General features: G+C 60.3%; 26 protein-coding genes and 2 pseudogenes. 15 read left to right on the top strand and 13 right to left on the bottom strand.

Annotation, left to right across the window (positions count from 1 at the left end; translation table 11 throughout):
* The first annotated feature begins 71 nt into the window (after nucleotides 1-71).
* Nucleotides 72-734 (top strand): TetR/AcrR family transcriptional regulator, encoded by a 663-nt coding sequence (locus C1T17_RS15625; RefSeq protein ID WP_104954234.1) that lies wholly within the window; start codon nucleotides 72-74, stop codon nucleotides 732-734.
* A 182-nt stretch (nucleotides 735-916) separates the two neighbouring features.
* On the opposite strand, the gene C1T17_RS15620 is transcribed toward C1T17_RS15625, so the two are convergent.
* The 10 genes and pseudogenes from C1T17_RS15620 to C1T17_RS21055 all read right to left on the bottom strand — a co-directional run bounded on the left by C1T17_RS15620 (nucleotide 917) and on the right by C1T17_RS21055 (nucleotide 10,115).
* The gene (locus tag C1T17_RS15620; RefSeq protein ID WP_104954233.1) at nucleotides 917-2,323 is read right to left on the bottom strand and encodes a sulfatase; all 1,407 of its coding nucleotides are present in this window, start codon (nucleotides 2,321-2,323) and stop codon (nucleotides 917-919) included.
* 28 nt (nucleotides 2,324-2,351) lie between these two features.
* Nucleotides 2,352-4,034 (bottom strand): TonB-dependent receptor, encoded by a 1,683-nt coding sequence (locus C1T17_RS15615; protein ID WP_262982753.1) that lies wholly within the window; start codon nucleotides 4,032-4,034, stop codon nucleotides 2,352-2,354.
* Between the two features lie 222 nt (nucleotides 4,035-4,256).
* Nucleotides 4,257-4,445: pseudogene (locus C1T17_RS21920) on the bottom strand (TonB-dependent receptor plug domain-containing protein); the annotation flags it as partial.
* A 448-nt stretch (nucleotides 4,446-4,893) separates the two neighbouring features.
* The gene (locus C1T17_RS15610; RefSeq protein WP_104954231.1) at nucleotides 4,894-5,805 is read right to left on the bottom strand and encodes a VOC family protein; all 912 of its coding nucleotides are present in this window, start codon (nucleotides 5,803-5,805) and stop codon (nucleotides 4,894-4,896) included.
* A 110-nt stretch (nucleotides 5,806-5,915) separates the two neighbouring features.
* A complete protein-coding gene (locus tag C1T17_RS15605; RefSeq protein ID WP_104954230.1) occupies nucleotides 5,916-6,230 on the bottom strand; it encodes a hypothetical protein in 315 nt (104 codons plus the stop codon).
* Nucleotides 6,200-6,793: a plasmid pRiA4b ORF-3 family protein gene (locus C1T17_RS15600; RefSeq protein WP_223262641.1), complete on the bottom strand. Its 594-nt coding sequence runs from the start codon at nucleotides 6,791-6,793 to the stop codon at nucleotides 6,200-6,202. The genes C1T17_RS15605 and C1T17_RS15600 overlap by 31 nt, the downstream gene beginning before the upstream one ends.
* Nucleotides 6,790-8,385, bottom strand: coding sequence for an IS66 family transposase (gene tnpC / locus C1T17_RS15595; RefSeq protein WP_145959017.1), 1,596 nt, complete (start codon nucleotides 8,383-8,385; stop codon nucleotides 6,790-6,792). Before tnpC ends, C1T17_RS15600 begins: the two co-directional genes overlap by 4 nt.
* A 67-nt stretch (nucleotides 8,386-8,452) precedes the next feature.
* Nucleotides 8,453-8,809, bottom strand: a complete 357-nt coding sequence (gene tnpB / locus C1T17_RS15590) for an IS66 family insertion sequence element accessory protein TnpB (protein ID WP_006949016.1) — start codon at nucleotides 8,807-8,809, stop codon at nucleotides 8,453-8,455.
* On the bottom strand, nucleotides 8,806-9,198 hold the full coding sequence (gene tnpA / locus C1T17_RS15585; RefSeq protein WP_088190067.1) for an IS66-like element accessory protein TnpA: 393 nt from the start codon (nucleotides 9,196-9,198) through the stop codon (nucleotides 8,806-8,808). Before tnpA ends, tnpB begins: the two co-directional genes overlap by 4 nt.
* 305 nt (nucleotides 9,199-9,503) lie before the next feature.
* Complete coding sequence (locus tag C1T17_RS21055) at nucleotides 9,504-10,115, bottom strand: hypothetical protein (protein WP_145959016.1); 612 nt, start codon at nucleotides 10,113-10,115, stop codon at nucleotides 9,504-9,506.
* A gap of 169 nt (nucleotides 10,116-10,284) precedes the next feature.
* Between C1T17_RS21055 and C1T17_RS15575 the strand changes: the two genes are divergently transcribed.
* From C1T17_RS15575 to C1T17_RS15560, 4 genes are all read left to right on the top strand, one after another.
* Complete coding sequence (locus tag C1T17_RS15575) at nucleotides 10,285-11,001, top strand: TetR/AcrR family transcriptional regulator (protein WP_104954227.1); 717 nt, start codon at nucleotides 10,285-10,287, stop codon at nucleotides 10,999-11,001.
* Nucleotides 11,002-11,004: 3 nt separating this feature from the next.
* Entirely contained in the window at nucleotides 11,005-11,982 is a 978-nt protein-coding gene (locus tag C1T17_RS15570) for an amidohydrolase family protein (protein WP_104954226.1), read from the top strand.
* Nucleotides 11,983-12,050: 68 nt separating this feature from the next.
* Nucleotides 12,051-14,294 (top strand): TonB-dependent receptor, encoded by a 2,244-nt coding sequence (locus C1T17_RS15565; protein ID WP_189338368.1) that lies wholly within the window; start codon nucleotides 12,051-12,053, stop codon nucleotides 14,292-14,294.
* 14 nt (nucleotides 14,295-14,308) lie between these two features.
* The gene (locus tag C1T17_RS15560; protein ID WP_104954224.1) at nucleotides 14,309-15,277 is read left to right on the top strand and encodes an MBL fold metallo-hydrolase; all 969 of its coding nucleotides are present in this window, start codon (nucleotides 14,309-14,311) and stop codon (nucleotides 15,275-15,277) included.
* Nucleotides 15,278-15,293: 16 nt separating this feature from the next.
* Here C1T17_RS15560 and C1T17_RS15555 read toward each other — a convergent pair whose 3' ends face one another.
* Complete coding sequence (locus C1T17_RS15555; RefSeq protein WP_104954223.1) at nucleotides 15,294-15,962, bottom strand: TetR/AcrR family transcriptional regulator; 669 nt, start codon at nucleotides 15,960-15,962, stop codon at nucleotides 15,294-15,296.
* A gap of 225 nt (nucleotides 15,963-16,187) precedes the next feature.
* Between C1T17_RS15555 and C1T17_RS15550 the strand changes: the two genes are divergently transcribed.
* From C1T17_RS15550 to C1T17_RS15520, 7 genes are read left to right on the top strand one after another with little or no spacing between them, the layout of a single operon-like run.
* Nucleotides 16,188-17,684, top strand: a complete 1,497-nt coding sequence (locus tag C1T17_RS15550) for a bifunctional 3-(3-hydroxy-phenyl)propionate/3-hydroxycinnamic acid hydroxylase (RefSeq protein ID WP_189338367.1) — start codon at nucleotides 16,188-16,190, stop codon at nucleotides 17,682-17,684.
* 12 nt (nucleotides 17,685-17,696) lie between these two features.
* Nucleotides 17,697-18,407 carry a 3-oxoacid CoA-transferase subunit A gene (locus C1T17_RS15545; RefSeq protein ID WP_104954221.1) on the top strand — a complete coding sequence of 237 codons (711 nt, stop codon included), beginning with the start codon at nucleotides 17,697-17,699 and terminating at the stop codon, nucleotides 18,405-18,407.
* A complete protein-coding gene (locus tag C1T17_RS15540) occupies nucleotides 18,404-19,054 on the top strand; it encodes a 3-oxoacid CoA-transferase subunit B (RefSeq protein ID WP_104954220.1) in 651 nt (216 codons plus the stop codon). Before C1T17_RS15545 ends, C1T17_RS15540 begins: the two co-directional genes overlap by 4 nt.
* On the top strand, nucleotides 19,051-19,893 hold the full coding sequence (locus tag C1T17_RS15535; RefSeq protein ID WP_104954219.1) for a fumarylacetoacetate hydrolase family protein: 843 nt from the start codon (nucleotides 19,051-19,053) through the stop codon (nucleotides 19,891-19,893). Before C1T17_RS15540 ends, C1T17_RS15535 begins: the two co-directional genes overlap by 4 nt.
* Nucleotides 19,883-21,148: an MFS transporter gene (locus tag C1T17_RS15530; protein ID WP_104954218.1), complete on the top strand. Its 1,266-nt coding sequence runs from the start codon at nucleotides 19,883-19,885 to the stop codon at nucleotides 21,146-21,148. Before C1T17_RS15535 ends, C1T17_RS15530 begins: the two co-directional genes overlap by 11 nt.
* Nucleotides 21,145-22,320, top strand: coding sequence for an acyl-CoA dehydrogenase (locus C1T17_RS15525; RefSeq protein ID WP_104954217.1), 1,176 nt, complete (start codon nucleotides 21,145-21,147; stop codon nucleotides 22,318-22,320). Before C1T17_RS15530 ends, C1T17_RS15525 begins: the two co-directional genes overlap by 4 nt.
* Before the next feature lie 16 nt (nucleotides 22,321-22,336).
* Nucleotides 22,337-23,533 (top strand): acetyl-CoA C-acyltransferase, encoded by a 1,197-nt coding sequence (locus C1T17_RS15520; RefSeq protein WP_104954216.1) that lies wholly within the window; start codon nucleotides 22,337-22,339, stop codon nucleotides 23,531-23,533.
* Nucleotides 23,534-23,979: 446 nt separating this feature from the next.
* On the opposite strand, the gene C1T17_RS21050 is transcribed toward C1T17_RS15520, so the two are convergent.
* Nucleotides 23,980-24,324 carry a hypothetical protein gene (locus C1T17_RS21050; protein ID WP_145959015.1) on the bottom strand — a complete coding sequence of 115 codons (345 nt, stop codon included), beginning with the start codon at nucleotides 24,322-24,324 and terminating at the stop codon, nucleotides 23,980-23,982.
* Between the two features lie 156 nt (nucleotides 24,325-24,480).
* Between C1T17_RS21050 and C1T17_RS15510 the strand changes: the two genes are divergently transcribed.
* From C1T17_RS15510 to C1T17_RS15500, 3 genes are read left to right on the top strand one after another with little or no spacing between them, the layout of a single operon-like run.
* The gene (locus tag C1T17_RS15510) at nucleotides 24,481-24,987 is read left to right on the top strand and encodes a DUF1993 family protein (protein ID WP_104954214.1); all 507 of its coding nucleotides are present in this window, start codon (nucleotides 24,481-24,483) and stop codon (nucleotides 24,985-24,987) included.
* A gap of 4 nt (nucleotides 24,988-24,991) precedes the next feature.
* Nucleotides 24,992-25,426 (top strand): DUF1810 domain-containing protein, encoded by a 435-nt coding sequence (locus tag C1T17_RS15505; protein WP_104955281.1) that lies wholly within the window; start codon nucleotides 24,992-24,994, stop codon nucleotides 25,424-25,426.
* On the top strand, nucleotides 25,423-25,995 hold the full coding sequence (locus tag C1T17_RS15500) for a DNA-3-methyladenine glycosylase I (protein WP_104954213.1): 573 nt from the start codon (nucleotides 25,423-25,425) through the stop codon (nucleotides 25,993-25,995). Before C1T17_RS15505 ends, C1T17_RS15500 begins: the two co-directional genes overlap by 4 nt.
* On the opposite strand, the pseudogene C1T17_RS21750 reads toward C1T17_RS15500, so the two are convergent.
* Nucleotides 25,992-26,219, bottom strand: a pseudogene (locus C1T17_RS21750) (SOS response-associated peptidase family protein); the annotation flags it as partial. The gene C1T17_RS15500 and the pseudogene C1T17_RS21750 sit on opposite strands and share 4 nt — an antisense overlap.
* Nucleotides 26,220-26,225: the final 6 nt, after the last annotated feature.

Below are 26,225 nucleotides of genomic sequence, written 5' to 3'. Positions count from 1 at the left end.
CTGTTCTTTTTTGACTACATAGTCATATTTTCACTATATGATTTTTATTAGCAGCGCAATATCTCTCCAAAATGATTGATGCTGCAACAAATGCCGCGCCACTAGGGCGCGTAGCTCGGAAGCGAGTAGAAGTTCGAAAGCGTCTGATGCTCGCGGGGTTCGAACTCGCAGGCCGGCGCGGGCTGAATGAATTTGCCGTGGCCGACCTGACCGAAGCGGCGGACTGTTCGAAGGGTGCCTTCTACTCGCATTTTGAGAGCCGAGACGCGTTTATTGCCGAGTTGATAGCCGAAGGTGTCGAAACAGTCGGCGAAGCACTTGACCATCACGGCGAGAGCGTGTCGCCCGATGAAGCTCTGGCGGTCGGCCTGCGCTACGCATTAACGCTCGCACAGCAGCAACCGAAATGGGGCAGGTTTGTCGCGGCAGTTGCACGATCGTCCTTTCACATGAACATGGGCTTCACTCAACGACTAGCACGCGACCTTGCCCGTGGTCGGCTGGTGGGTTCGTTCGTCTACGATGATCCCTCGAGCGCACTGCTGCTCGCCAGCGGTGTTTTCCTGGCAGGTGTGGTGGGCGCTGAGCTTGATGCTCTGCTGCCCGCCACACCTAGCGAGGCGACACGACTCACACTGATTGGACTAGGCGTTCCTACAGACCGTGCGCGCATTCTGACCGAGATCCCTCTTCCCGAGCTAAGGTTTAGATCGATCGTCGTCTCCTTCTGCTGAACGGTCGAAGGACGAACTGGTCATCGTTACCAAGGGCAAGCGGAAAGCACCGAACTGAAGGACCTCTGACTGCGATTGTCACAGGGTGGGCGGGACGCCCAGCTCGTTAGCTAACGACCGCCTAAATGTGATCTTCGTGATCATATTAGACGCGCTGGACCCGGCCCGACGGCAGGGTCCGGCTAGTCTTCCGAGAAGTGGTCGGCGAGTTCGCTACCGTCATATCCGTGCGTAAAGCTCTTGGGGTCGATGGGGAGCATCGTTGCTTCCCATGCACCGTGTGCTGCGACCAATCGTGCGAAGATATCTGGCCGTCGCAGTTTCAGATTTGCCCGCTCTTGCGGGTCTTCCACCACGTTGAACAGGAAGGTATTGTCGCGAATCTTGAGATATTTCCAGTCACCGTCTCTCGTTGCTTCCTGGCTCATATGCTTGTAGCGGAAGTGAACCGTGCGACTGCGAGCTGGCGCACCGGCAATCGCTTCGCGGATGTCGATCCCATCGGCGGGATAGTCCGGATGCATCTTTCCGCCCGCTGCGGCTAGCAGCGTCGGCACGAAGTCCATCGTCAGGATGACCTGCTCGCTGATCGACCGGGGCTTCGACAGGCCCGGCCAGCGCACGATGAAGGGTGCGCGAATCCCGCCTTCCAGCAGCTCGGTCTTCATTCCCTTGAAGGGCCAGGTATTCGAAAAACGCTCACCGCCGTTATCGGACGTGAAGATGATGATGGTGTCGTCGGCAATGCGAAGCTGTTCCAACGCATTCATCAGCCGTCCGATCTGCCGGTCCATTGCCACCACGATCTCGCCATAGGTCTTCATCGATCCGCCGTCATAATGGAGGATGCCGAGTGGGTTTTTGCTAAGTCGGGTCGCTTCGGCCTCATCGCCGGGCGCCTCCCAAGGCCAGTGCGGCGCATTGAAATGCAGACTCATGAAGAACGGCTTGTCGCTTGCGGACATCTGTCGGACCATGTCGATAGACTTCTGCCCAAGCAGGTCGGTGAGATAGCCCTTCTGGTTAGCCGGAGTGTCGCCGTCCCAAAGATCATAGCGATTGCCGAACGCCTCGTGCGTGAAATAGTCTACAGACCCTTCACGCATTCCCCAGAAATGATCATACCCGCTCTTGAGTGGGCCGAATTCTGGAAGACGCCCGAGATGCCACTTGCCTACCAGAGCGGTCTGATATCCGACCTCCCGTAAGAGGCTCGGCAGGGTCGGATGCGAGGGTGGCAGACCAATGCCGGGGCGCTGCCCGACTGGCTCCTCCAGTCCTACTGGCAGACGAGATTGATATCGACCCGTCATCAGAGCGGTGCGGGTCGCCGAGCATACCGGGGTGTTGGCATAACCCTGAGTAAAACGGACCCCCGACGCTGCAAGGGCATCGAGGGCCTTCGTTTGGTATTCTCGCCGCCCATAGCAGGATAGATCTCCATAACCGAGGTCATCGGCAACGATGAAGACGATGTTGGGCTGCCGGCGCGTCTTACGGGCCGCTGCCCGGCCTAGGGGGATAGCGCCGGGCAGCATCGAAACGATCGCGGCTGAACTCGCCAAAACACTACGACGGCTAATATTCATTATGATCCTCCCGGCCGGACAGCGGCGCTTAAAAGCGAACGTTCAGTTGTGCATAGACCTCACGCGGTCGCGCAAGCGTGCCGTAGGCAGAGCCTGAAGACGAGGACAATGTCTTCGTCGTGTAATAGGTCGCGTCGAACAGGTTCCTCGCCCCAAGCGCCAACGTGTAGTTGTTGTCAGGAAAGGTGTAGGCGATCCGAGCGTCCGCCTCAGCGTAGCCTTTCTGCACGATGATGGAATAGTTGGCGACACTGTTGCTGTCACTACTCTCGTAATGCACGTCGATGGACGTATCGATCCGCCCGCCGTTAGTGAGGGCGACACGATGCTGGAGCGAGCCATTCAGCTGCCAATCCGGCCCGGGTAGACGGCTGGCGGTCGTGATCGGTACGACCGCGTTTGTGCCCTCGCTTGAGACCGTGCCAGGATTTACGCGCTTCAATTCCTTTCGGGTGTAGCCCGCCGACACGTTCGCCGTGAACCCACCACCAAGAACGGCGCGTGCTTCTGCCTCGAACCCAGTAAACCGCGCGTCAGCCAGATTGAGCACGAAGCCAGCCAAACCTTGCGTGGTCGCCGTCACCTGAATGTCCGAATAGTCGATCTGGAATGCGGCCAAGTTGAGCGTCAACCGTCGATCGAACCACGTCGACTTGATGCCCGCCTCATAGGAGGTCACGAACTCTGGCTCGTATGAAGGCAGCGGGCTAATCAGGCCAGCGGAGAAGCGGGCCGCGAAACCGCCAGCGCGATAGCCCTCCGAATAGGTGCCGTAGAGCAGAATGTCATCCGTCGCTTGCCAGGCAAGATTGGCCATCGGCGTCCACAACTTGGTGCCTTGATCGCCTGACGCGCTCTGCACCGCGCCAACGGACCGCGATTGTGAGACAAAATAATTCTTGGTTTCGTCAGTGTAACGAATTCCGCCGGTTAGTTTCAGGAGGTCTGTGATTGCAAACGTGAACTGAGCATAGGCCGCCTTTGACGAGTTATCGATCGTCCGCGTGGTTGTCTGGAAATAAGGTAGGAACGGCGCGAGCGCCGGTGCCTGAGCAGCCGGAACGTTCCCCGGCGCGAACAGGTCAACGGCCTGATCGCCTTTTTCGTTGAAGTAATAGGCGCCGAATACATAATCGAGCCGGTTGTTGAATGCGCTACCTACGAGTTGCAATTCCTGTGAAAATTGCTGCTGGTTAAACGGTGCATTATTGTTGGTGAAAATTGTGTACGGCGTGAAGTCGAGATCGCCGTAAAACGTGGAATCGAACTCACGATAGGCCGTAATGGACTTGAACGTGCCGACATCTGTATCTAGCGTGATCGTACTCATATATCCGGTGACATTGAGTTCGTTTTCGGGCTTGATGACGTTTCCGGCACGATCGGCCCACACCGAGTGGTTGCCGCGTGTGCCCTCTAGCCAGGCATTGCCATAACAGGTGCGGCTGGAGTTGCGGAACGCAGCGTCCGTGCCGCAACGGGGTGCGTCGGCTGAGATCCAGGGGACACGGGCTGTCGCCGCCGGCCCCGTTCCCCGATTGAAGAAGGTTGACAGCGATCCGGTGGGGCCGGTCTGATCAACTGAGACATCCCCAAGCAGCAGCGGAATGCTGGCTGAGGGAGGATCTCGACGTTGCGTGTAATCGGCCGCAAGGTCGATGGTCAGATTGCTGGTGGGTTGGATGCGCAGCGCACCGCGGATGCCCCACATCTTTTCGCCACCGAGTTTAAAGTCGTTATATTGCAGCGCATCGATATAGCCGTCGCGATGGCGCGCTACGCCCGATACCCGCAAGGCGATTGAGTCCGTGATAGGGAGATTAATCGAGCCACGGACCTGATAGAATTCGCGGCTGCCGCCCGCAGCGGAGAAAGTGCCGGAGATACCGCTTGGGTCCGGCGCTTTGGAAACGACGCTGATCGCGCCGCCGATGGTGTTACGCCCGAACAGCGTGCCCTGCGGCCCACGCAGCACCTCCACCCGCTCGACATCAGCAAGGTCAAGCACGCTGCCGACACTTCGACCCAGATAGACGCCATCGACATAGACTCCGACGCCGGGATCGGTGTTGATGGTGAAATCGCCTTGGCCAATGCCGCGGATGTTAATGACTGGCGTGAAGGTCGCGCCCGAGGTGCCCCCCCGGTCTTCAGTGTCAGATTGGGTGCGATGCTCTGAATCGCGGTGAGATCGACTGCCCCGCGGCTTTCAAGCTGCGCGGCGCTGACCGCCGTGATCGCGATCGGTGTGTTCTGCAGATTCTCTTCACGCTTGCGGGCTGTAACGATGATCTCTTCGGTTATGCTCAACCCTGCGGCGTCCTCGGTCGCAGTCTTGTCCGTCGGAGCGGTTTGCGCTCGCGCTGTTCCGACGCTTCCGGCAATCAGAATTGCCGGTGCCGCTGCGCTGCAAAACAACTTTGCCAGTACGTTGTGCAGGCTCATGGCTTCTATCTTAGCTTTCATCATCTTTTCTCCCCTTATTTGCTTTCCTGCGCCGATAACCTGGCCGGGATGCTCTCTTGGTTCACGCTGGTTCGAGCCACGTGCCGGTAATCAGAGGTTCCGCCCTACGCGGCGTGAGGCGCCCGATGCCCCCATTGAACCTCCTTGAGTTCTGTAAGTGTCGCTTGGCGTGAGCCGTCCTGGGCAACCAGCAGGTCGCCATCGGTCCAATGTTCAAGCGCGTGCCCCCAGGGATCGCGCCAATAATCAAAGATTTGCGACCCGAGGACGTGGCGGCCCACCCCCCAATGCGGTTCCCATCCAGCTTGACTGAGCCATTCATGGCCAACGAACAGATCGTCGGCATCGAGAATTTCAAACGCGGCATGATTGAAGCCGACGCCGCGCGGCCCTTGGACAATGAATAGGCTGTGATGATCGGTGGGTTCGTTGCCCCGGTCGCAGCGCATGAAAGCGCCGATTGATTTGCCGTCGGGTGTGACGATTTCGTCCGAGGTGATGAAGCCGAACCGCTCCTTGTACCATGCCTCGGATCGACGAAAATCGGATACGCCAAGCACACAGTGACCCAAACGAACGACATGCGAGGGGCTCTTGGGTACTCGCTTCACCGCACGCACGCGTCGCTTCTCGAGCGCGTCGTTCCAGCCGACTTCGCGTAACGGTGACCGCCCATCGGCGGCGACTTGCCCGGCGATTACTTCCACCAAAAAGCCGTCTGGATCGGTCAGTGTGACCACAAACCCGCCCCCAGGGCGATCTACCGTCGTGACCGCTGCTCCTTCCCGCTCTGAAAGCCCATGGAGAGAATCCACCGTCGGCGCGAGCAGGCCAAGCGCTACGAAGCGCGAATTACCTTTCTCCGTCATATGCAAATAGGGAGCAGGGCCAAGGCCGTGCGCATAGAGCACGTCAGCGTCGCGAAAAGGCTGCATCCCGAAGTCGCTGACAAAGCGCTCCATCAAGTTCAGGTCCGGTGCGGCGAACCGGACGTGGGCGATATCAACAACCCGCATTGCCCTCTCCAATATGACTATTTAGTCATTTCTTATTCTCAAACTTCTCCCATTGCAACGGGCAATTTCGCTGTCACTCCCCCGATGGAAGCACAGGTTGAATTAAGAGGTCATCCCGCTGCGGGTGAAGGACGCCACGGATCGGCAGTGTCCAGTCGCCACTTCGTGAGCCGCTCGGCCAGCGAAGCTGCGCATTGGCGATAAGCGGGCACACCGATCAGGTTCATCTGACACTCCGGGTCGGTGCGCAGATCGAAAAGTGCAGTCCCGTCGGTCGCCTTGCCAATGCCGCCGCCACTTGGGAGCGCATGGACCAAGCGCAATTCGTTGTTGCGGATGACGCGAACGGGGGAAAAGCGTAAGCGCCGAGGGAAGGGGTCGTTGACACGGGCTGTCAGGCTTTTCGGCGTGTCCGTGGCGCCCATTTTTTCGCGAGCGCTTCCAGCCTTGCCTCTATCAGGGGGATATCGGGCTTGGCGTTAGGATCATGGTCGTCGCCGAGGGTGTCCAGCGCCTCTTCGTAATATTCATGATGTGGGTCGCCGAGCGCTTCGAGCTTTTCGGCGTAACCCCATGGACCGCCACAGTCCTCTGGCGGCCGCATGCCTACTGCATCGAGGATGAGCGGATATGTCAGGTGCGGGCTGGCCGGGCTGATGCGCTCGATCTTGACGCTATGCTCCCAGGCATCGCCAAAGTCATAGAGATATCGGAAGGTCTTGCGCCTCGTATCCGCCAGGACCTGGGCGAGAGTGACCTTACGGGCGTCGAGCGGTCCGTCGAAGCCATATTCAGGATCAGGGATGCCAAAGCCGGTCTGTTCGAAGCTCATTTCCCACAGGTGAGAGTCCGTCCAGGAGAAGGCGGTCTGGATAATGGTGTGCAGACGGTCGAGCCGGATATTGAGCGGCACCTCCAGCGTTCGGCTGACGGCCGGCGTGACATCGTCCAGCGTAATCTTCATCCGCACGACAGTGCCGTTGCTCACGCAGCCTTCTCCAGATCGTTGGTCAGCCTTGATGCCTGCCATTTCCACGGCAAAAAGTCATCGATCCGATTGATCGGGTGGTTGCCGATGCGCTCAATGACGTCAGTGAACCACGCCTCGGGCTCGACGCCGTTGAGCCGGCATGTACCGGCCAGGGCGTAGAAGAGCGCGGCGGCCTCTCCCCCCTTCATGGAGCCGACGAACATCCAGTTCCGGCGCCCGAGCGCGACACCGCGCAGGGCATTTTCCACCAGATTGTTGCTGATTTCGAGCCGACCATCATCGCAGTAACGGATCATGGCCTGCCAGCGGTTAAGCGGATAGCGACACGCACGCGCCAGATTGCTGTCAGACGACAGGCCTCGGTTCTGGGTTTCGAGCCAGACGCGCAGCGCCTCCAGCTTCGGCACGGCCTTGATCTGGCGGATGCGTCGTCGCTCATCGGGTGGCGCGCCCTTGATGTCGCGCTCGATGGCGAAGAGCTCGGCGATCCGCACAACCGCCTCCGCCGCGATCGGTGACGGGCTCTTGTCCAAGATGTCGGTAAATTTCCGGCGCGCGTGGCTCCAGCATCCCACTTCGACGATATCCTTGGGCGCCTTGGTCTTGGGGTCACGGTAAAGTGCGTTGTACCCGGCAAAGCCGTCTGCCTGGAGATACCCCTGATAGCCGGCGAGATGTTCCGCCGGATGCGCTCCGCCACGATCGGCGCTGAAGCGGAAGACTACCGCGGGCGGGCTCATGTCGCCGCTTGAGCGGTCATCACGCAGATATACCCAGAAGTGCCCGGTCCGACTGCCGTCGCCATTGCCCAGCAAGGTGACCGGCGTGTCGTCACCGTGGATCTTGGCGGCTTCCCGGATATAGGCGAACAGTCGCTCGCCCAGTGGCGCCAGCAGCCATGCCAGTTTCCGTGCCCAACGGCTCATCACATCCCGATCGATATGAAGCCCCACCCGTCGGAAGATCACCGACTGCCGGTGCCAGGGCTGATGATCGACAAAGCGATTGACGATAAGGTGAGCCAGCAAGGCGCTGCTCGCCATCACCTTGGGCAGGGGCAGATCGACAGCGGGCGCCTGGCGGATTTGCTCGCAGGACCGGCACACCAGCCTGGGCCGGACATGGCGGATGACGCGGAAGCGCGCCGGGACATAATCGAGAACCTCAGTGACGGCCTCGTCGATCTGGACTGAGGGTCCGTTACAACCGCCACTGCACGGGCTGGGCTGATGATCGAATGTCTGACGCGGGAAGTGCGCAGGAAGCGGAACGCGGCCGCCGGGTTTGCGAGCCGATTTCGCCACAGGCGGCGCCGGCACCTCATCGTTGGCGGGTTCCGGTGCCTCGACCTCCTCGAGCATCAGCCGCAGCTGGGCGATATCCATTTTCTCGGAGCTGCGGCCGAACTGGACGCGCAGCAGCCGCGCGACACGATGCTCGAGCTTTTCGATCCGCAAGGTCTGGGCTTTGACCGTGGCTTGCGCCGCCGTCAGTTCGGCCCGTTCCTGCTCCATTACATCGGCCATCTCCAGCAGCATTTTCTGCAGGAGAACTGGGTCTGTGGGAAGGCGATCAAGGGCGAACCGCATGACGCCGATAATAGCGGAAGCCGACGGCAAAGCCTACATAAAATGGCGGTTTTCCTGATCTTTTTCACTATGCGAGGCTCGGCGTGATGACCTCGTCGTGGACGATCGCCTGCTTCCAGTTCAGGCCTTCGAGCAACATCGCAAGCTGGGCTGCCGACAGCCGCAGCGCACCCTCATGGGCACGTGGCCAAACAAACTTTCCGCGCTCAAGACGCTTCGCATACAGGCATAGCCCTGAGCCGTCCCAGACCAAGGCCTTCAGCCTGTCGCCCCTCTTCCCGCGGAACAGGAACACCGCCCCCGAGAAGGGATCGAGCTGAAGAATATTGCGCACCTGCGCTGACAGCCCGTCAAACCCCTTGCGCATGTCGCACGGTGGCAGGGACAGGTAGATCTTCGTCGAAGGCGGGAGCGCCAGGCTCAATGATCCAGCTCCCGCAAGACATCGAGCACCTGTTTCAGGGCGGCCCGATCAACTTCGCCATCCACCGACACCGTCAGGCCGCACCGCCCTCGAACCTCGATCCGCCCAGCTTCTCGGGCTTTGGCCGACGGCGATGATGCTGCCAGTTCGACAGGCACGAAGCCTGCCATCGCTCCGCGGAGCAGTTGCTTGCGCCAAGTGTACAGCTGACCCGTGCCTATCCCATGCCGCCGCGCTACGGCCGATATGACAACGCCCGGCACCGTCGTCTCCTTCAGGATCGCCAGCTTCTCCTCGTCGCTCCAGTTCCGACGCCGCTCCACCTGTACAAGCGCTCCGCCATCCCCGCGACCGCTCATACGAGGCTCGTTTGACTGCTCACTGTCCATGCTCCCGCCTCCTTAAAGGCTGCGAGCTTTCCTATTTCGGTGATGCCGACAAGGCCACGTTCCGTCGGCGCTTACGGAAAAGCGCTGTACCGTAGCAAAGTCATGGCTTGCGAAGATGGCGTCGCTCTCGGTCGGCGCTGCACCTGAGAGGAAAGGAAGTAGAGAGCGGCCTGGACACGGGGCGGCGCTTTCCCCAAATGCCCAGTCCAGCAGGGTCGGGACGATGTCGACGCTGCTCGCAAGCTTGTCGCTGATAATGCCTAAGTTGCGCCCCGGATGCGCAATCGCGAGGTCGAGTCGCGGCTCTATCGATCCGGCGCCTCGCAAACTTGGCCGCTGCGCCAGCAGAACGACGAGGGGCATAGGCCGTCCCCCAGTTGCCAGTCCTCTAGTATCCGTCCGAGAAGGGCGGTTGCCTGATTAAGTGCGGCGGGGGGAGCTTTGTGCTTGCCTAGATCGATCATGAAATCAACAAGAACGGCCTTCTCGCTGGCAGTGGCGGACAGCAGCCTCTCTTCTGCTTCCTCGTTCCGTACGCCGGCTTTATAGCTCCGAACTGAATAGCCGAGCGATTTGAACGTCTGGTCTAATGTCATGACTGGGTTGGCCGGGGACGAATCGCCCCATAAGCTGTGTATCGCTCCGTCGACGCCCAGCTGATGCGCATATCGCCCTGATTGGAGAACCAAAGGCTCTGCGAGCGGCGAGGCCGTTGCTGCGAATGCCTGACGAAAGATCGTGGCAGTAGCAGTGATGGTGGCGAGAGGTCCGGAAGACAACTCCGCATGGCGCCAACTTCCTTCTAGAAAGCGAACGAGGACGATGTCTCTGCGGGCTGCTGCAGCACGCAAGGGTGTCGGCAGCGAAATGCTGATCGCGCTTGTCAAGGCGGCTACGAACGAACGGCGGCTGATCACCGGCGGCGGTCCGAGTAGACGGGCATACGTTGGTCATACGGGAAACTGGGCATGATCCTCTCCTTTGTTCGTTCTTGCATCTATGTTGACTATATGGTCATAATGAAGTCAATGCTCGCACAGAGCTTAATAGCTGAGTGGAGCGGATGTCGGATTCAGGAGACCCAGCATGGCGGTCGTTGCTCGCAAAAGGGCTTTAGATCCCGTGCCCGTAAATATCGAGTTTAGCCTGGAAGCTCCCGCACCATTCCGTGGCGGGCGACGCCGACTCCGCACGCGAGAGGCTTTGATGGCGGCCGGTCGCAAGCTTTTCGCCGAGCACCCGCTTGACGCGGTCGCAGTGGACGACGTGATTGGCGCGGCTTCGGTGGCAAAGGGCAGTTTTTACAACCACTTTAGCGATAAGGATGCGCTTCTGTCTGCTATCGTGGCCGAAATCCGCCGGGCGATGGAAGTGCGCATTGTCCGAATCAATGAGGGCATAGGCGATCCTGCGGCACGCATCGCACGTGCTATCTGTACATATAGTGCACGTGTCGCCGATTATCCGACCGAAGGACTCATCCTACTGAGGGATAACGAGCAGGGCTCCTTCCACCAGCCCTTAAATAAAGGGCTGAAAGCGGACCTGGAGGTCGGATTTCGCAACGGGCGGCTGGCCCTGCCTAGCTTAGACGCGGGCTTGCTCTATGTCCTGGGCGTGGCGCAAGGCGTTCTCCTCGCGGCGGTCCGTAACCCCAGTCCGGCGCATACGATCGCCGACACGCAGCTGCTCTGCATGATGCTGCTACGCTCCTTCGGCCTCGCCCATCCCGAACCCGAACTGATTGCTGCGCGAGCCGCCGATGAGATCATCCGCTTGCGTACCCTTGATCGAGAGGATTGAACTATGTTGCCTGCTCAAGCGATCGACGTCCACGCCCATTTTCTTCCTCCGGTCTATCGGGAGGCGTTGCGTAGCGCGGGATTGACTTTGCTCGATGGAGGCATGCCCATTCCAGACTGGTCCCCCGAAGCCGCAATTGCGCTTATGGACGAAATGGGGATTGCGGGGGCGATGTTGTCGGTCTCCTCGCCATTTGCCGTTTCCCTTGCAGGCGAAGGCGCGGAAAAATTGTGCCGTAGCGTCAACGATTATGCTGCCGAGATGAAGGCGAAGTATCCCACGCGATTCGGGGCGCTGGCGATGCTGCCTGTGCCATTCATTGACCAGAGTATCGCCGAACTCACCCGAGCGCTCGACAAGCTTGGATTGGACGGCGTCGCGCTCCCAACCAATGCAGCGGGGCTCTACCTTGGCAGCGAGCAATTGGCGCCGTTGCTCGACGCGCTCGACGAACGTGGTGCAGTGGTGTTCGTGCACCCGACTTCACCGTGCTGCTTCGAGGCATTCGGGCTGCAGCTTCCTGCACCGATGATCGAATTTCCGTTCGACTCTACGCGTACGATTGTCAGCCTACTGTATTCGCGTGCGCTGGAGCGGCGAAAGCGCATCCGTTTCATCTTCACGCACGGCGGGGGCACAGTGCCGTTCCTGGCATCCCGGATCACCCGCATCGGTGGCACACCTCTTATTGGCAACCGCGCACTGCCCCTACCGCAGGCAATCGAGTGGCTTGCGCGGTGGCACTACGACCTCGCATCGGTAAATACCCCGGCTCAAGTGATGGCGTTGCGCGAAATCGCGCCGGTATCGCAAATCGTTTATGGCACCGATTTTCCGTTTTCGCCGGCTTTTGGCGTTCGCTTAGCTGTCGCTGAATTCCCGAAGCTGCCGTTCAACGATGCGGAGCATAAGGCCGTGCTGCACGGGAATGCCGCACGCTTGTTTCCGGAACTCGCACGCCAATGCGGTTGCGCTGGCTGACCATAACTTACCAGACGATCACGACGGCTGATGCTTCCAGAGAGAGGCGCCGCTCTAGGGAGAAAAAGATGAGAAAGACCTTGAACGTCGCAGCCTCGACGTTTGCGTTAGCGATTGCGTTGCAGACACAGGCTGCGGCACAGGAGGCACAGGTGAGAAATTCGATTGGGGATCGGCAGGAGGAAGGTGAGATCATTGTCACGGCGCAGCGGCGGGAGCAGCGCCTGCAGGATGCACCGGTCGCGGTAACTGCGCTGACTCCTGCAGCGCTTGACCAGTTCAACGTCACGACAACGCGCGATCTGATGACGGTCGTGCCTAGCCTTCAGGTCAGCACCTCTTCAAACGCAGGTGGCGGCGCGGCGACGTTCTTCATTCGCGGCATGGGCCAGCTCCAATCGGCGAATGGCGCCGAGCCTGCCGTCGGTATCTATGTCGACGACCTATATTATCCGACACTGCAAGGCTCGATCTTCGATGTCGTGGATCTTGCCGGCGTAGAAGTACTTCGCGGCCCGCAAGGTACATTGTTTGGCCGCAACACCATCGGGGGAGCGATCCGTTACACGACCAGGAGCGCCAACGTCTCGGACTTCGATGCGCGCATAACCGGACGGGTGGGCAGCTTCGAACGTTATGAGATCAGCGGCTCGGTCAACGTGCCGATCGCCGCAATCGCCGCGCTGCGGTTCACGGGTGGTCATCTCGAACGCGGTGGTTATGTCGACATACAGAGCACGGGCGGCAAGGCGGGCGGCGCGCGTACTGACCTGATCCGCGGCCAGTTACGGATTGAGCCCTCGTCCGATTTCTATATTGAAGCGTCGGCCCAATATAGCAAGTTTCGGCTCAACGGCATTCCCTACAATGTGCCCGGCCCATTGACCCCCGTGGCGCCACGGCCTGGCGGAACGCCGACCACCCCCTTTGTCTACAATACGACGGTGGCTCCCGCGCGCGGATTGCCACTTTATACCGATGCCTATCGTTCGACCTGCTATTATTGCCAATTTGGGACCAATTTCCCCGAGTTCGCTGAGGTGCGATACGAGAACGCCCTGATCCGCGTCGGCTGGAAATTCGCAGCCGGGTTGGAGCTCAAGTCGATCACGGGCTGGCAATCCACGTCCACGCGTCGCAGCCAGGACCAAGACAGCACGCCACTTCCTATTTCTGGCGGGATCTTACAGCGCGAGCAGGTCTATGCCTTTTCCGAGGAGTTACAGCTCAATGGCCGCCTGTTTGAGGGCAAGGCCAATTTCGTGAGCGGTCTCTTCTATTATAATGAGCGTCAGCCTGGTAGGCGGCCCGAGCGGGACAATATCGTACGTGGCGATCCGGTCCCGACCACATCGTTCGGATCACGGTTCCTGAAATCCTACGCGGCCTATATCGACGGGTCAGTCGAGCTAGCCGACAACCTGTTGCTGCTGGGTGGCTTTCGCTACAGCAAGGATGACAAGCGGATCGTCCAGGCTGCAGTGCCCTCTGGAGCGACATTAGATTCCGCAGCGAAGACGTTCAACAGCACCACTTATAGGATAGGGCTGCAATATAGCTGGACGCCCGACATCATGACCTATTTCAATGCGGCGAGCGGCTTTCGAGCCGGTGGGTTCAACCTGTACAGCCCGACAAACACGCCGCGCTTCCAGCCCTTCGATCCCGAGACGGCGAGGAGCTATGAGTTCGGTGCCCGCATGCAGTTTCTGGATCGGCTAATTACTATCAATCCGACCGCCTTCTATGTCGATTGGAGCAAAATCCAGATTCAGGCGATCGGCACCGACGTAAACGGTGTGGTCGTCCGCTCGCTCCAGAATGCCGGCGCGGCGCGTAGCTATGGTTTCGAGCTCGAATGGTCGGCTGGCTTAAGCGAGGCGTTCCGGATTGGCGGCAGTTTCGGCTACCTCAACGTTCACTATACCGATGTAGGGAATGCGACGGGTATCACGGTCAACAGCGACCTGCAACGCTCGCCGCCGATCACCTTTTCGCTCAATGCGGTACATACTAGGCGGTTCGACTCGGGCGCTAAGCTTGTTTCGTCAATCAACTACGGCTTCACCGACGACCAGCGCAGCACTGCAACGGATTCCGATACGCTGATCCTGCACGCCTACGGCTTGATCAACGCCCGCGTCGAGTTCACCGAGCCGAGCGGGCGATTCAGTATCGCGCCTTTCGTCACCAACCTGCTCGACAAGAGATACACGGTTGGGGGCGTGAACTTCTACGGCAACGTCGGCGCTGCGCGTTATGACCTTGGCCGTCCTCGCGAAATCGGCCTTATGCTACGGGCCAGCTTGTGAAAGGAGCGTTTCAAATGAAATCCGTCGCCCTCTTTCTGGCGAGCGCTGCGCTTGCCTCCTTGCCTGCTCCCGCCTTCGCGCAGATCGCTCCGGCGCGGGATGTCACCTTCACCACGCTCGGGACTAATTCAGGTCCAATTCCCGATCCGACCCGTGGTGAACCTTCAAACCTGTTGAACGCCGGCGGCAAGCTGATCCTGATTGATGCCGGCGATGGCGTTGCGGACCAGCTCGGCAAAGTCGGCGTGATCCTGGGGGATGTCGAGACGGTGTTGATCAGCCACCTCCATTTTGATCACACCGGCGGCCTGTTTGCGTTCCTGGGTCAGCGCTACCAGACAATGTCGCCCAAACCCGTAACCATCTATGGGCCTCCGGGGACACGGCGTACCGTAGAGGGGTTGATGGCCGGCATGGGACCAATGACCGATCCTGGCACCAATGTGCGTGATCGCAGTCCGCTTGCGCCCAAGAACGCAATGAAAGTGATAGAGCTCGCCGACCGTGAACAGATTAAGCTTGGCGATGTGATCGTCACTGTCGCCAACAACAGCCATTATGACAACGCAATGGGAGCCGGTCACAATCGGGAGACCGCATCCTATTCCTATCGCTTCGACGTGCTTGGCCGCTCGATCGTCTACACCGGAGACACGGGTCCGAGCGCGCGGGTCGAAGAGCTGGCAAAGGGCGCCGACCTGTTGATTGCGGAGGTCATGGATCCAGAAGAGGCAGTCGCCTCGCTCCACAAGCGGCGACCGGACCTTCCCGCAGCCGCCTTGGCGCAAGTTGAACGCCATCATCGGCAACAGCATCTGTCCCCGCGCGAAGTCGGGCTGATGGCGCAGCGCGCAGGTGTTCGCTCGCTAATCCTCACGCACGTTGGCATGAGCGATAGCGGCATCAAACCCGCCCTGCGCGAGATCCGCTCGGTGTATCGCGGGCCGGTGACGTTCGCGCGCGATCGTCAGCAATTCCGCTGACGCTCAGGCTTCAGGATCACTCGGCGTCTGCGATCTCATGAGCACGCTGACTAATGATCTTGTCGGCAGCTTGAGAGGCGATCAACTCCGCCTCGTGATGCGACAGCCCAAAGGAGCGCAACATCAGCATGCATAATTGCTGCGCCGTCAGCACAGTGCGCGCCGTCTCCGGATAGCGAACGGCGGATAGCAACAGGCTATGAGTAACGCCGATCACATACAATAGTCCCGCCTCGATGGTGGGCACCACCAGTCGGCCGCTTTGCAATCCGGCGGTCAGGTCGCTGCGCAATCCCTCATTCAAAGATGTACGTGCCGAACCGCGCGGATCGTTCCGAAGGAGAATATGCCCCTCTGCAGGGTCGGCGGCCGCACTGGCGACGTAGACGCACATCGCGCGTGCGATTCGCGCCGGTGGGTCTTCAATGCCGGCATTCACCAGAGTGATGCGTCGTTCGATGCCTTGGCGGATTTCGGCTACGATCGCGTTGAGCAATGCGTCCTTGTCCTCGAAATGATTGTAGAAGGTTCCCTTCGCAACTGCTGCTTGCTGAACGATGTCGTCGATCGCGACAGCGTCAAAGGGGCGCTCAGCGAACAACATCCTTCCTGCGGTGAGCAGCGCGTTGCGAGTGCGCGCGGCGCGAGACGTCGGAACGGTCTTGTGAATAGCTTGATCGGTCATGCATGCATAACTGCCTCAAAACGATCCAACGCGCCAGAGCAGTAAAGAGAAAATGACCGGGCGGTCAAAAAAATTGAAGAGAAGAAATGATGTTTGCTCTTGCGTCCAGAAAAGTCAGCTGTATTAAAGTGACTATATAGTCAGTTAGGAGGGGCAGTTGCGATCAACATGCGTGGCGCGCCATGCCGTGGCGGTTTTGCCAAATGTCATGAAGGCCGAAGCACGATGAACACGCGGTTCGACGCCGTCATTGTCGGGCTTGGTCCTGTCGGTGCTGTCCTGGCAGCGCTGCTTGGACAGGAGGGATTGGACGTCGCGGTCCTGGAACGATCCCATGAAGTTTATCCACTGCCGCGCGCGGCCCATTATGACCATGAGATCATGCGGGTGTTCCAGCGCGTCGGTATTGCGCAGGAGGCGCTGGCCCATTCGCGGCCTGCAGGAGCCTATGAGTTTCGTAACGCGGCTGGTGAGCTTTTAATGGCGGCGCGGCGCGGGGACGAGCAGGGGGCTTCCGGCTGGGCTTTCGCTTACATGTTCAACCAGCCGGGAGTGGAGCGGGCGTTGCGGGCACGGCTTACGCAGATGCCCAACGTATCGATGCACATGGGTCAAACCTTCCGCTCACAGGTTCAGCACGCCGATCATGTCGAAGTTCTCGCCGACGGAGACAATGGTGAGACGGTGAGGCTGGAGGCCCGCTTTCTGATCGGCTGCGACGGCGCGTGGAGTCCGGTGCGGGAATCTCTCGGCGTCGCGCTGGAAGATTACAAGTTTGATGAGCCTTGGCTCGTGGTGGACACGATTCCGCTCGATCCGGCGCAGATGCCGACTGCCAACCTTCAGATATGCGATCCCGCCCGCCCAACTACCTGCGTTCAGATGGGTCCCGGTCGCCACCGCTGGGAATTCATGCTGCTGCCTGGAGAGGAGACAGAAGCCGTTCTGAAGCCCGGCTTTGTTGAGGACTTGATCAGCGACTGGGGCGTCGATGTGGAGATCGAGCGCCGCGCCGTCTACCGCTTTCACGGCCTGATCGCCGATCGTTGGCGCGATGGGCGCGTGCTGATTGCGGGCGATGCGGCGCACCAGATGCCGCCCTTTGCTGGACAAGGCATGTGCTCGGGCATCCGCGACGCGGCCAACCTTGCCTGGAAGCTCACCTCAGTGCTTAAGATAGGTGCCAATTCCGATCTGCTTGATAGCTATCAGGCCGAGCGGGACCGCAGCGTTCGCGACTATATCGAGCTTGCTATTGAAATGGGGCGGGTCGTCTGCACGCTCGATCCGGTGCTGGCGGCGCAGCGGGATGCTGCGATGCTGGCGAGCATGCAGGCGAATGCGATTGCCTCGCCGCCACCGGTCGGCGGTCCCGGAAAGCAGGGCGGCATATTCGTTGCAGGCGATCCGCTTGCCGGCACGATTTTCCCGCAGCCGGTATCTGTTGACGGTCTGCGGCTCGACGATGCGCTTGATGGGCGCGCATGGCTGATCGACCGACTGGGCGGGGAAAGCGCGAGCGACTTACGGTATATCGCAGCGTCGGATCCGTTGATTGCGCCTTTCCGTACCGCACTCGAAGCGTGGCTTGAGGAAAACCGGGTCGAGGCCGTACTCGTTCGGCCCGATCGTTATATTTACGGAGCGGGACGAGCAGATGCCCTTCTTTCATCGTGGCGTGCGGCTTTGGCGGCCGACGTGGCGCTGCAAACGGTGGTTTAGGAGGCAATAGGAATGATCAACAAGATCACCGACGACGCGGTTGCTGCCGTCTCAGTCGTGAAGGACGGGGATACCGTCCTGATAGGCGGCTTTGGCGAGGCGGGCAATCCTACAGAGCTTGTTCACGCGCTCATCGAGCATGGTGCCCGCGACCTCACGATCGTCAACAACAACGCGGGTAATGGGGAGATCGGTTTGGCGCGGCTGCTGCTGAAGGGGCGGGTGTCAAAGCTCATCTGCTCTTTTCCGCGTAGCTCGCACGGCCATGTGTTCAATGACCTTTACAAGACCGGGAGTATCAAACTGGAATTGGTGCCACAAGGCACACTTGCCGAACGAATGCGCGCTGGCGGCGCCGGCGTACCAGCCTTCTTCACGCCGACTGCCGCAGGCACCGACCTTGCTGCTGGCAAGGAAATCCGGGTTTTTGATGGACGAGAACATGTGTTGGAGCATGCGATTCGAGGCAACGTAGCGTTGATTAAGGCTGAACTGGCAGATCGTTGGGGCAACCTCGTCTATCGTAAGGCTGCCCGTAACTTTGGGCCAGTCATGGCGATGGCGGCGGACAAGACCGTGGCCCAAGTTCGGCGGGAAATCGAGCTGGGAGGGATCGATCCCGAGCGTATCATCACCCCATCGATCTTCGTCGACCGCGTTGTCCGGATACCCAATCCAGTCAGCGAGCGCGATCACCTTCTGGAACGGGAGAGCGTGGCATGAGCTGGAGCCATGACGAGATCGCGGCGTTTGCCGCCTTGGACATTCCTGAAGGAGCGTTCGTCAACCTGGGCATCGGTCAGCCTGAGCGGGTCGCCGATCACATCCCAGCGGACCGCGAAGTGGTGCTCCACAGCGAGAACGGCATTCTTGGAATGGGTCCGCAGCCTACGCCCGAAAACGAGGATATGGAACTCATCAACGCCGGCAAGAAACCAGTGACGCTGCTGCCCGGCGGAGCGTTCTTTCATCATGCTGACAGTTTTTCGATGATCCGCGGTGGGCATGTCGACATCTGCATTCTCGGGGCGTTCGAAGTTGCGGCGAACGGCGACCTAGCCAACTGGACCACCGGCGGGGATGGTGTTCCCGCAGTGGGCGGTGCGATGGATCTTGCCGCCGGGGCCCGCAGTGTTCGGGTGATTACGACGCACACGACGCGGTCAGGCGCCCCTAAGCTGCTGCGTGCGCTTACGCTGCCGGCCACGGGGAGGGCCATCGTCAGGCGCATATACACGGACCTCGCTATTCTTGAACCCCGTGGGGACGCGTTTTGTGTGATTCGCACCGCGCCTGGAGTTTCGATGGACGCCCTCGCCGAAAAAACCGGTGCTCCGATTGTGACACATCATCAAGGAACTGCATCATGAAGCTTGTGAGCTATCTCGCCGACGGCACGTCGTCCTACGGCATCTGGCAAGACGACGGTGTGGTTGACCTCAAGCAGCGGATAGGTGGAGCGGGCGAGAGTATCCGCAGCATCCTCGATCGCCTCGACGAAGCAAAGGCCCACGAGGGCGCGGCACCCGATTATTCTCATGATGCGGTCAAACTTCTGGTGCCGGTACCTGATCCTGGCAAGATCCTGTGCGTAGGCCTAAACTACAAAACGCATATCGCCGAAACGGGCCGCGACGCGCCGACGCATCCGATCCTGTTCCCACGCTATCCCTCAAGCCTTGTGGCGTCTGGAGAGGATCTCGTGCGTCCGAAAGTTTCCACTGACTTTGATTATGAAGGCGAACTCGCTTTTGTGATCGGGCGGGGTGGACGGCATATCGCCGCTGCGGACGCGCTGGCCCATGTCGCCGGTTTTGCCTGTCTCAACGATGGATCAATCCGCGACTGGCAGCGTCATACCAGCCAATTTCTGCCTGGTAAGACCTTCTGGCACTCGGGCTCGTTCGGCCCGTGGTTGGTAACGCCTGACGAAACTGGAGACTTGGCCTCACTCACACTTACGACGCGCCTAAACGGCGAAGTCATGCAGCAGGCAACGCTGGACGACCTGTTGTTTGGTGTGCCTGAACTTATCGCGTATATCTCGACCATTCTGCCGCTGGAGTCCGGTGATGTCGTCGCTACCGGCACGACGGGGGGCGTCGGTCTCTTCCGCAAGCCGCCCGTATGGATGACGCCGGGCGACAAGATCGAAATTGAAATTGAGCGTATTGGGACGTTGGTCAACGGCATTACCGATGAGCAATGATGCTGCCGCGGCCTCGGGCCTCGATGGCGGGAGCGCAGCATGGACGGTCGCGATCGGTGGCGCAATCGGGCTGGCGGTGGCTTTCGGTCCAGCATTCATTGCCAGCTTCGGGTTGTATGTGAAGCCGATCGCCGCCGATTTCGGGTGGTCGCGAACCGATGTCAGCTGGATCTATTCGCTAGTGGCGGTGCTCGGCGCCGCGGGAACGCCGCTCCTGGGGTTTCTGCTGGACCGGCGGGGATCGCGCGGCGTAATTATCGCGGCCAGCATTCTGCTGCCATTGGTGCTCATGCTGCTAGTGATCGTTCCTGCGAACATGCCGCTGTTCCTGGCTTGCGGCTTGATGATCGGCTTGGTTGCGATCATTGCCTCTCCGACCGCCTATGTAAGCCTGCTTCCGCAATGGTTCTCCAGGCGCCTTGGTCTCGCCGTCGCGATCGGAATGTTCGGATCGGGCTTTGGACAATTCGCATTGGCGCGCGCCCATGGCGAATTGCTAGCGCACCTCGATTGGCGCACCGCTTGGACGATCATGGCACTGGTGGTGGCCGCGATCGGGATTCCCGCTGCTGTGATCGCGGCGCGCGATCGCCCGGACCTTTGCGCGTTGCGGCGTACCCGTAACGACAATGCGATCGAAGGCCTCCCACTCGGTGAAGCGCTGCGCTCGCCCGTGTTCTGGACAGCGGTTCCTGCTTTCTTCCTAGTGATGCTCGTAACTGCCGCAATGCTGACCCATTTGGCGCCCTTGCTGACTGACCGTGGATGGCGGATCGACCAAGCGGCGGGTGCGGTGGCGATGATCGGGCTTGTCTCACTCGCGGGTCGGGCGGTGTCCGGCGCGTTGCTGGACCGCTTCGGCTTTGGCTTGCTTGGCGCACTGCTATTCCCAATGCAGGCGATCGGCTGCGGCCTGCTCCTTCTTGGCGGAAGCGACACAACCATGTATGCCGCCTCCGCCTTGATCGGACTCGCCTATGGTGTCGAAGCCGACATGCTTCCCTGGGTATTACGCAAACGCTTCGGATTGCGCTGCTTTGGCAGACTCTACGGCATTGCTTTTGGCGTCGTTCAGGTTGGTTCGGTGCTGGGCCCATTGGTCATGGGAATTTCGTTCGACAAATTTGGCGGGTATCGCCTCGGCCTGATGACGCTCACTGCAGCTGCGGTGCTCTCGGCGGTCTTGGTAGTCGTTGCCGCTTGGATCGCCAGCGCGACCGACTCTCTAACTGATCCCAAAGAGGCTTTTATATGAACCGTTTTGCTTGGTCCGACGCATTGCTGCTTGAGGATCAACTGACCGACGACGAGCGGATGGTCCGCGACTCGGCACGGGCCTACGCGCTCGACAAGCTGGCTCCGAGAGTCATGCGCGCCTTTGCCGATGAGCATACCGATGTGGAAATCTTTCGCGAGATGGGGGGGCTCGGACTGCTCGGACCAACAATTCCGGAAGAATTTGGCGGCGTAGGCGCCTCCTACGTCGCCTATGGCCTGATCGCGCGCGAGGTGGAGCGGATCGACTCCGGCTATCGCTCGATGATGTCGGTGCAGTCGAGTCTCGTCATGTATCCTATCCATGCCTACGGTTCGGAGGCGCAGAAACGGCGCTACCTGCCGAAGCTTGCGAGCGGCGAGGCGATAGGCTGCTTCGGACTGACCGAGCCCGATGCCGGATCGGACCCGGGCGGCATGAAGACGCACGCGGTCAAGACTGCGGACGGGTATCGCCTCAACGGCAGCAAGACCTGGATCTCAAACTCGCCCATCGCGGACGTCTTTGTCATCTGGGCCAAATCCGACGCGCATGGCGGCGCGATTCGCGGCTTCGTGCTCGACAGGAATACGCCCGGCCTCTCGGCGCCCAAGATCGAGGGCAAGCTCTCGCTGCGTGCCTCGATCACCGGCATGGTGATCCTCGACGACGTGGAGGTCGGCGAGGATGCGCTGCTGCCCAATGTCGAGGGGCTTAAGGGGCCGTTCGGCTGCCTTAACCGTGCCCGCTACGGCATCAGTTGGGGCGCGATGGGTGCGGCCGAGGCATGTTTTCACGCTGCCCGGCAATATGGCCTTGATCGGCACCAGTTCGGCCGTCCACTCGCCGCCACCCAGCTTTTCCAGAAGAAGCTGGCCGACATGCAGACTGAGATAAGCCTGGGGCTGCAGGCCAGTCTGCGGGTTGGTCGGCTGATGGACCAAGGCGGTTTCGCACCCGAGATGATCTCGATCGCCAAGCGCAACAATGTCGGCAAGGCGCTGGCCATCGCTCGCGACGCGCGCGACATGCACGGCGGCAACGGCATTTCGAATGAATTCGGTGTGATTCGCCACGTTATGAACCTCGAAACCGTTAACACCTATGAGGGCACGCACGACGTGCACGCGCTCATTCTGGGACGCGCCATTACGGGCATCCCCGCCTTCTGAAACCTTGGAGTCGAACATGCGCGAAGCAGCCATCCTATCCACTGCGCGAACCGGTATCGGCAAAGCCTATCGCGGCGCGTTCAATCAGACCGAGGCGCCGGTGCTCGCCGCGCATGTCATGAACGCCGCGGTGGAGCGTGCCGGAATCGATCCGGCACGTATCGACGATGTCTTCTGGGGCGTCGGCAACCAGTGGGGCACGCAGGGCGGCAATGCCGGGCGGATGGCGGTGTTCGCCGCTGGCCTGCCGCAAAGCGTTCCGGCGTTCACGCTCGACCGCAAATGCGGCTCGGGTCTCACCACCATGGCGCTCGCCGCCCGTTCGATCATGGCCGGTGACATCGACGTCGCGCTTTCCGGCGGGATGGAATCAATCAGCCTCACCCTCAACAAGGATGCGCCGCGCTTCATCAACCAATCGGTGACCGCGCGCGAGCCACACGCCTATATGGCGATGATCGAGACGGCGGAAGTCGTCGCGGATCGCTACGATATCAGCCGCGAGGCGCAGGACGCCTATGCCGCGCAGAGCCAGCAGCGCGCGGCTACGGGACTGGCGAACGGCGCCTTTGCCGAGGAAATTGTTCCGATCACGGTCGAGAAGGCACTGTTCGACAAGGAAGGCAGCCGCACGGGGACGGAAACGGTCACGCTTACCCAGGACGAAGGAATCCGTCCCGGCACGACGGCAGACGCCTTGGCGACCCTCAAGACCGTATGGAAGGGTGGCGAGGTGGTCGCGGAAGGCCGGAACATCACAGCCGGCAACGCGAGCCAACTGTCCGACGGCGCCGCCGCGCAGATCGTCATGGATCGCGGTATGGCTGAAGCTGAGGGCCGAGAGGTCCTGGGCATCTATCGCGGGTTCCAGGCGGCGGGCTGCGGGCCGGAGGAAATGGGCATCGGTCCGATTTTCGCGATCCCCAAGTTGCTCGACCGCGCGGGCCTCAAGGTCGAGGATATCGGGCTGTGGGAACTTAACGAGGCGTTCGCCAGCCAGTGCCTTTATTGTCGCGACACGCTTGGCATCGATCCAGAAAAATATAACGTCAACGGAGGCGCAATCGCAATTGGCCATCCGTTCGGCATGACCGGCGCTAGGCTAATCGGCCACGCCCTGATCGAAGGCCGCAAGCGCGGCGTGCGCTATGTCGTGGTGTCGATGTGCACCGCCGGCGGAATGGGCGCGGCGGGGTTGTTCGAGATCGTGTGATGCCATTTGGTCCCGATTTTTTGACGCGCTATTCGACCCAGTGCGGCGGTTCATCACGGAACAGCTGCGCCGGTCGACTCGACTGGAGCAGCCGACGCAATCCCCGTTATCTCGTTGAGGAATGAAGGTTGGTCCTGTTGGCCCTTCGATTGCGAAGGAGCATGGCGGTTCCCTGTTGCTGGCGGCCCCTGTGTGCCCGCCCATATTAGCGTCCTATCTTCCGCTCCATGGCGGTCTGTTGCGCTTGCTTCTAATCAACCTCAATTCACGTCCTCTGAATGAGTGGCCTGTTCAAGCCTAGGGACATGGCGTCCAGCCCAGAATTTTCTCGCAATGGGGGATATGGCTAAGAGCGCGGCTAATATGGATCAGCTCCAACGGCTCGCACGGCGTTGGATCGACGAAGGCTACTTGATCACCAAGCGCAGGCTTGGCGGCGCGATCTTCTATCGGCGAACTCTCGACCTCCTCTTCGCGTTGTAGCAACGACGATAGGGATGGACCATCTCGCCCTGTATGGGGCCGGGCCGCACGATCACCACCTGGATGACCAGGTCATATGGCCCCGGCAGCCGCGCAGCTATGCCTGCCAGAAAGATCGTGGCGCTGTCGTCGTCGGCAAGATCGGGGCTGCCGCTGATCTCGTGCAGCGCGCCGGTCGCAAGGCCAGCCCCTGGCAAACGCTGGTCGATTGCCGCGAACCCGAAGGGAAGGAGGCCGTGCCACGCCGCTCCGCCTTCGATGCGCGCAAGCCTAGCGCGAAGGTCGGCAATGACGGAAGACGCTGGCATGGAGCAGACGCGGGCAAACAGGTTGATTCGTTTGCTATTTGTTCTAACACTCTGCTCCGCGTCAATCCGGTCCCACTGGCGGTCTGGCAAGCGCAGCCGTAATGATCGGCCTTGGCCGCCGATTCTTGAATGGCAGTTTTTTTCTGGAGATGTCCTGTGTCCCTGTCCCTCTATGACGTCAGCGTACCGGTGTTCATCCGGGGTCTGCAGAATCTCTCGGCGATATTGGAGAAGGGCAGGGCCTGGGCCAATGACAAGGACATGGCCCACACCAGCTTGTTGAATGCGCGCTTGTTCGAAGACATGGCGCCGCTGACCGCACAGATCCAGCGGGCAAGCGATACCGCCAAATTTGCTGTTGTGCGGGTAGCGCAGATCGAGGGTGTGGCAATGGCGGACGACGAGCAGAGCTTCGACGAGCTTCAGAACCGTATCACGCGGACGATCGCGTTCCTTGAGACTGTTCCGGCGCAATCCATGGATGGCCGCGACGAGGCCAAGGTCGTGCTTCCCACCCCCCATGGCGCAATGACATTCACGGGCCGCAACTATCTTCTCAGCTTTGCGCTACCCAACTTCTTCTTCCATGTGACGACGGCTTACGCCATTCTGCGGCACGAGGGCGTGCCGGTCGGCAAGCTCGATTATATTGGCAGCGCGTGAACCGATGACTGATCGTTTCAATCTTCAGCGGTTCATCGATGCGCAGCAAGGCAGCTATGAGACGGCCCTCGCGGAAATCCGCAAGGGGCAAAAGCGCAGCCACTGGATGTGGTTCATCTTTCCGCAGATATTTGGACTTGGCCGAAGCCACATGGCGCGGCGCTATGCCATCACTTCGCTCGATGAGGCACGCGCTTATCTTGATCATCCGGTGCTGGGTCAGAGACTGCGCAGCTGCGTTGCGGCTCTTCAGGATCTGGAGCCGACCACGGCCGACGTGGTGTTCGGGCCTGTCGATGCGGTCAAGCTGCGCTCGTCCCTGACTTTATTTGCGGAGGCTAGCGAGGAGCCCTTCTTTGCAGCGGCGCTCGATCGGTGGTTCGGAGGCGAGAAGGACAAGGCGACACTGGCGTTGCTGGAGCAGGCGCGGTCCTCATGAGTAGCGGCGATGCCCCGCACGTCTCGCGTTGCGCATGGGCCGGAACGGGTCCCCTCTATTGCGACTATCACGACCAGGAGTGGGGCATAGCCGAGTGTGACAGCCGGGCCCTGTGGGAATGCCTGATGCTCGAGGGGTTCCAGGCAGGGCTGTCGTGGATAGCCATCCTGCGCAAGCGCGAGAACTTCCGCCGGGCTTTCGCCGGGTTCGTGCCCGAGACCGTGGCGCGCTTTGGTGAGGCGGAGGTCGCGCGGCTGATGCAGGATGGCGGCATCATCCGCGCTCGCGCCAAGATCGAAGCCGCTATAGCGGGTGCACGGATATTCGTTGCAATGCGCGAGGCCGGCGAGGACTTCGCCACATATTGCTGGTCGTTCACGGACGGCCAGGTGCTAAGCGGCGACGGGATCACTTTGCCGGCCAAGAGTGCACTCTCGGAGGCTATCTCGAAGGATATGAAGGCGCGCGGGTTCAAATTTGTGGGGCCAACGATTGTCTATGCCTGGATGCAGGCCGTCGGCATCGTCGACGATCACGCAGTGACCTGCTTCAGGCGGGGACAGGCTTAGCCGACCTGCTCGACTTTGAGGCTACCGGCTGCCAGCGGCTTGATCAGCGTCTTTGCAGAGACCGAGGAGTCGAGCCAGGATGCCCAGGTACTGCGTTCGAGCAGAACAATCTGGCTATCGTGATACGGGGCGATGTCAGGTCCAGGCGGCATCGTCAGCATCGTGAACGCTTCACCGACTTTGTCGGCGCGCCGCCAAAGCCCCGCTATACAGAAGATGCCGCCGTCGTT

This window comes from Sphingobium sp. SCG-1 (assembly GCF_002953135.1).
Taxonomy (GTDB): domain Bacteria; phylum Pseudomonadota; class Alphaproteobacteria; order Sphingomonadales; family Sphingomonadaceae; genus Sphingobium.
The sequence above is the reverse complement of the archived record's forward strand: the minus strand, read 5'-3'. Positions and strand labels throughout refer to the sequence as shown.

Excerpts from the sequence above, each read along its gene's own strand:
- C1T17_RS15625 (WP_104954234.1), top strand. The coding sequence starts at position 72 with ATGATTGATGCTGCAACAAATGCCGCGCCACTAGGGCGCGTAGCTCGG.
- C1T17_RS15620 (WP_104954233.1), bottom strand. The coding sequence starts at position 2,323 with ATGAATATTAGCCGTCGTAGTGTTTTGGCGAGTTCAGCCGCGATCGTT.
- C1T17_RS15615 (WP_262982753.1), bottom strand. The coding sequence starts at position 4,034 with ATGTGGGGCATCCGCGGTGCGCTGCGCATCCAACCCACCAGCAATCTG.
- C1T17_RS15610 (WP_104954231.1), bottom strand. The coding sequence starts at position 5,805 with ATGCGGGTTGTTGATATCGCCCACGTCCGGTTCGCCGCACCGGACCTG.
- C1T17_RS15605 (WP_104954230.1), bottom strand. The coding sequence starts at position 6,230 with ATGGGCGCCACGGACACGCCGAAAAGCCTGACAGCCCGTGTCAACGAC.
- tnpC (WP_145959017.1), bottom strand. The coding sequence starts at position 8,385 with ATGCGGTTCGCCCTTGATCGCCTTCCCACAGACCCAGTTCTCCTGCAG.
- tnpA (WP_088190067.1), bottom strand. The coding sequence starts at position 9,198 with ATGGACAGTGAGCAGTCAAACGAGCCTCGTATGAGCGGTCGCGGGGAT.
- C1T17_RS15575 (WP_104954227.1), top strand. The coding sequence starts at position 10,285 with ATGGCGGTCGTTGCTCGCAAAAGGGCTTTAGATCCCGTGCCCGTAAAT.
- C1T17_RS15570 (WP_104954226.1), top strand. The coding sequence starts at position 11,005 with ATGTTGCCTGCTCAAGCGATCGACGTCCACGCCCATTTTCTTCCTCCG.
- C1T17_RS15565 (WP_189338368.1), top strand. The coding sequence starts at position 12,051 with ATGAGAAAGACCTTGAACGTCGCAGCCTCGACGTTTGCGTTAGCGATT.
- C1T17_RS15560 (WP_104954224.1), top strand. The coding sequence starts at position 14,309 with ATGAAATCCGTCGCCCTCTTTCTGGCGAGCGCTGCGCTTGCCTCCTTG.
- C1T17_RS15555 (WP_104954223.1), bottom strand. The coding sequence starts at position 15,962 with ATGACCGATCAAGCTATTCACAAGACCGTTCCGACGTCTCGCGCCGCG.
- C1T17_RS15550 (WP_189338367.1), top strand. The coding sequence starts at position 16,188 with ATGAACACGCGGTTCGACGCCGTCATTGTCGGGCTTGGTCCTGTCGGT.
- C1T17_RS15545 (WP_104954221.1), top strand. The coding sequence starts at position 17,697 with ATGATCAACAAGATCACCGACGACGCGGTTGCTGCCGTCTCAGTCGTG.
- C1T17_RS15540 (WP_104954220.1), top strand. The coding sequence starts at position 18,404 with ATGAGCTGGAGCCATGACGAGATCGCGGCGTTTGCCGCCTTGGACATT.
- C1T17_RS15535 (WP_104954219.1), top strand. The coding sequence starts at position 19,051 with ATGAAGCTTGTGAGCTATCTCGCCGACGGCACGTCGTCCTACGGCATC.
- C1T17_RS15530 (WP_104954218.1), top strand. The coding sequence starts at position 19,883 with ATGAGCAATGATGCTGCCGCGGCCTCGGGCCTCGATGGCGGGAGCGCA.
- C1T17_RS15525 (WP_104954217.1), top strand. The coding sequence starts at position 21,145 with ATGAACCGTTTTGCTTGGTCCGACGCATTGCTGCTTGAGGATCAACTG.
- C1T17_RS15520 (WP_104954216.1), top strand. The coding sequence starts at position 22,337 with ATGCGCGAAGCAGCCATCCTATCCACTGCGCGAACCGGTATCGGCAAA.
- C1T17_RS21050 (WP_145959015.1), bottom strand. The coding sequence starts at position 24,324 with ATGCCAGCGTCTTCCGTCATTGCCGACCTTCGCGCTAGGCTTGCGCGC.
- C1T17_RS15505 (WP_104955281.1), top strand. The coding sequence starts at position 24,992 with ATGACTGATCGTTTCAATCTTCAGCGGTTCATCGATGCGCAGCAAGGC.
- C1T17_RS15500 (WP_104954213.1), top strand. The coding sequence starts at position 25,423 with ATGAGTAGCGGCGATGCCCCGCACGTCTCGCGTTGCGCATGGGCCGGA.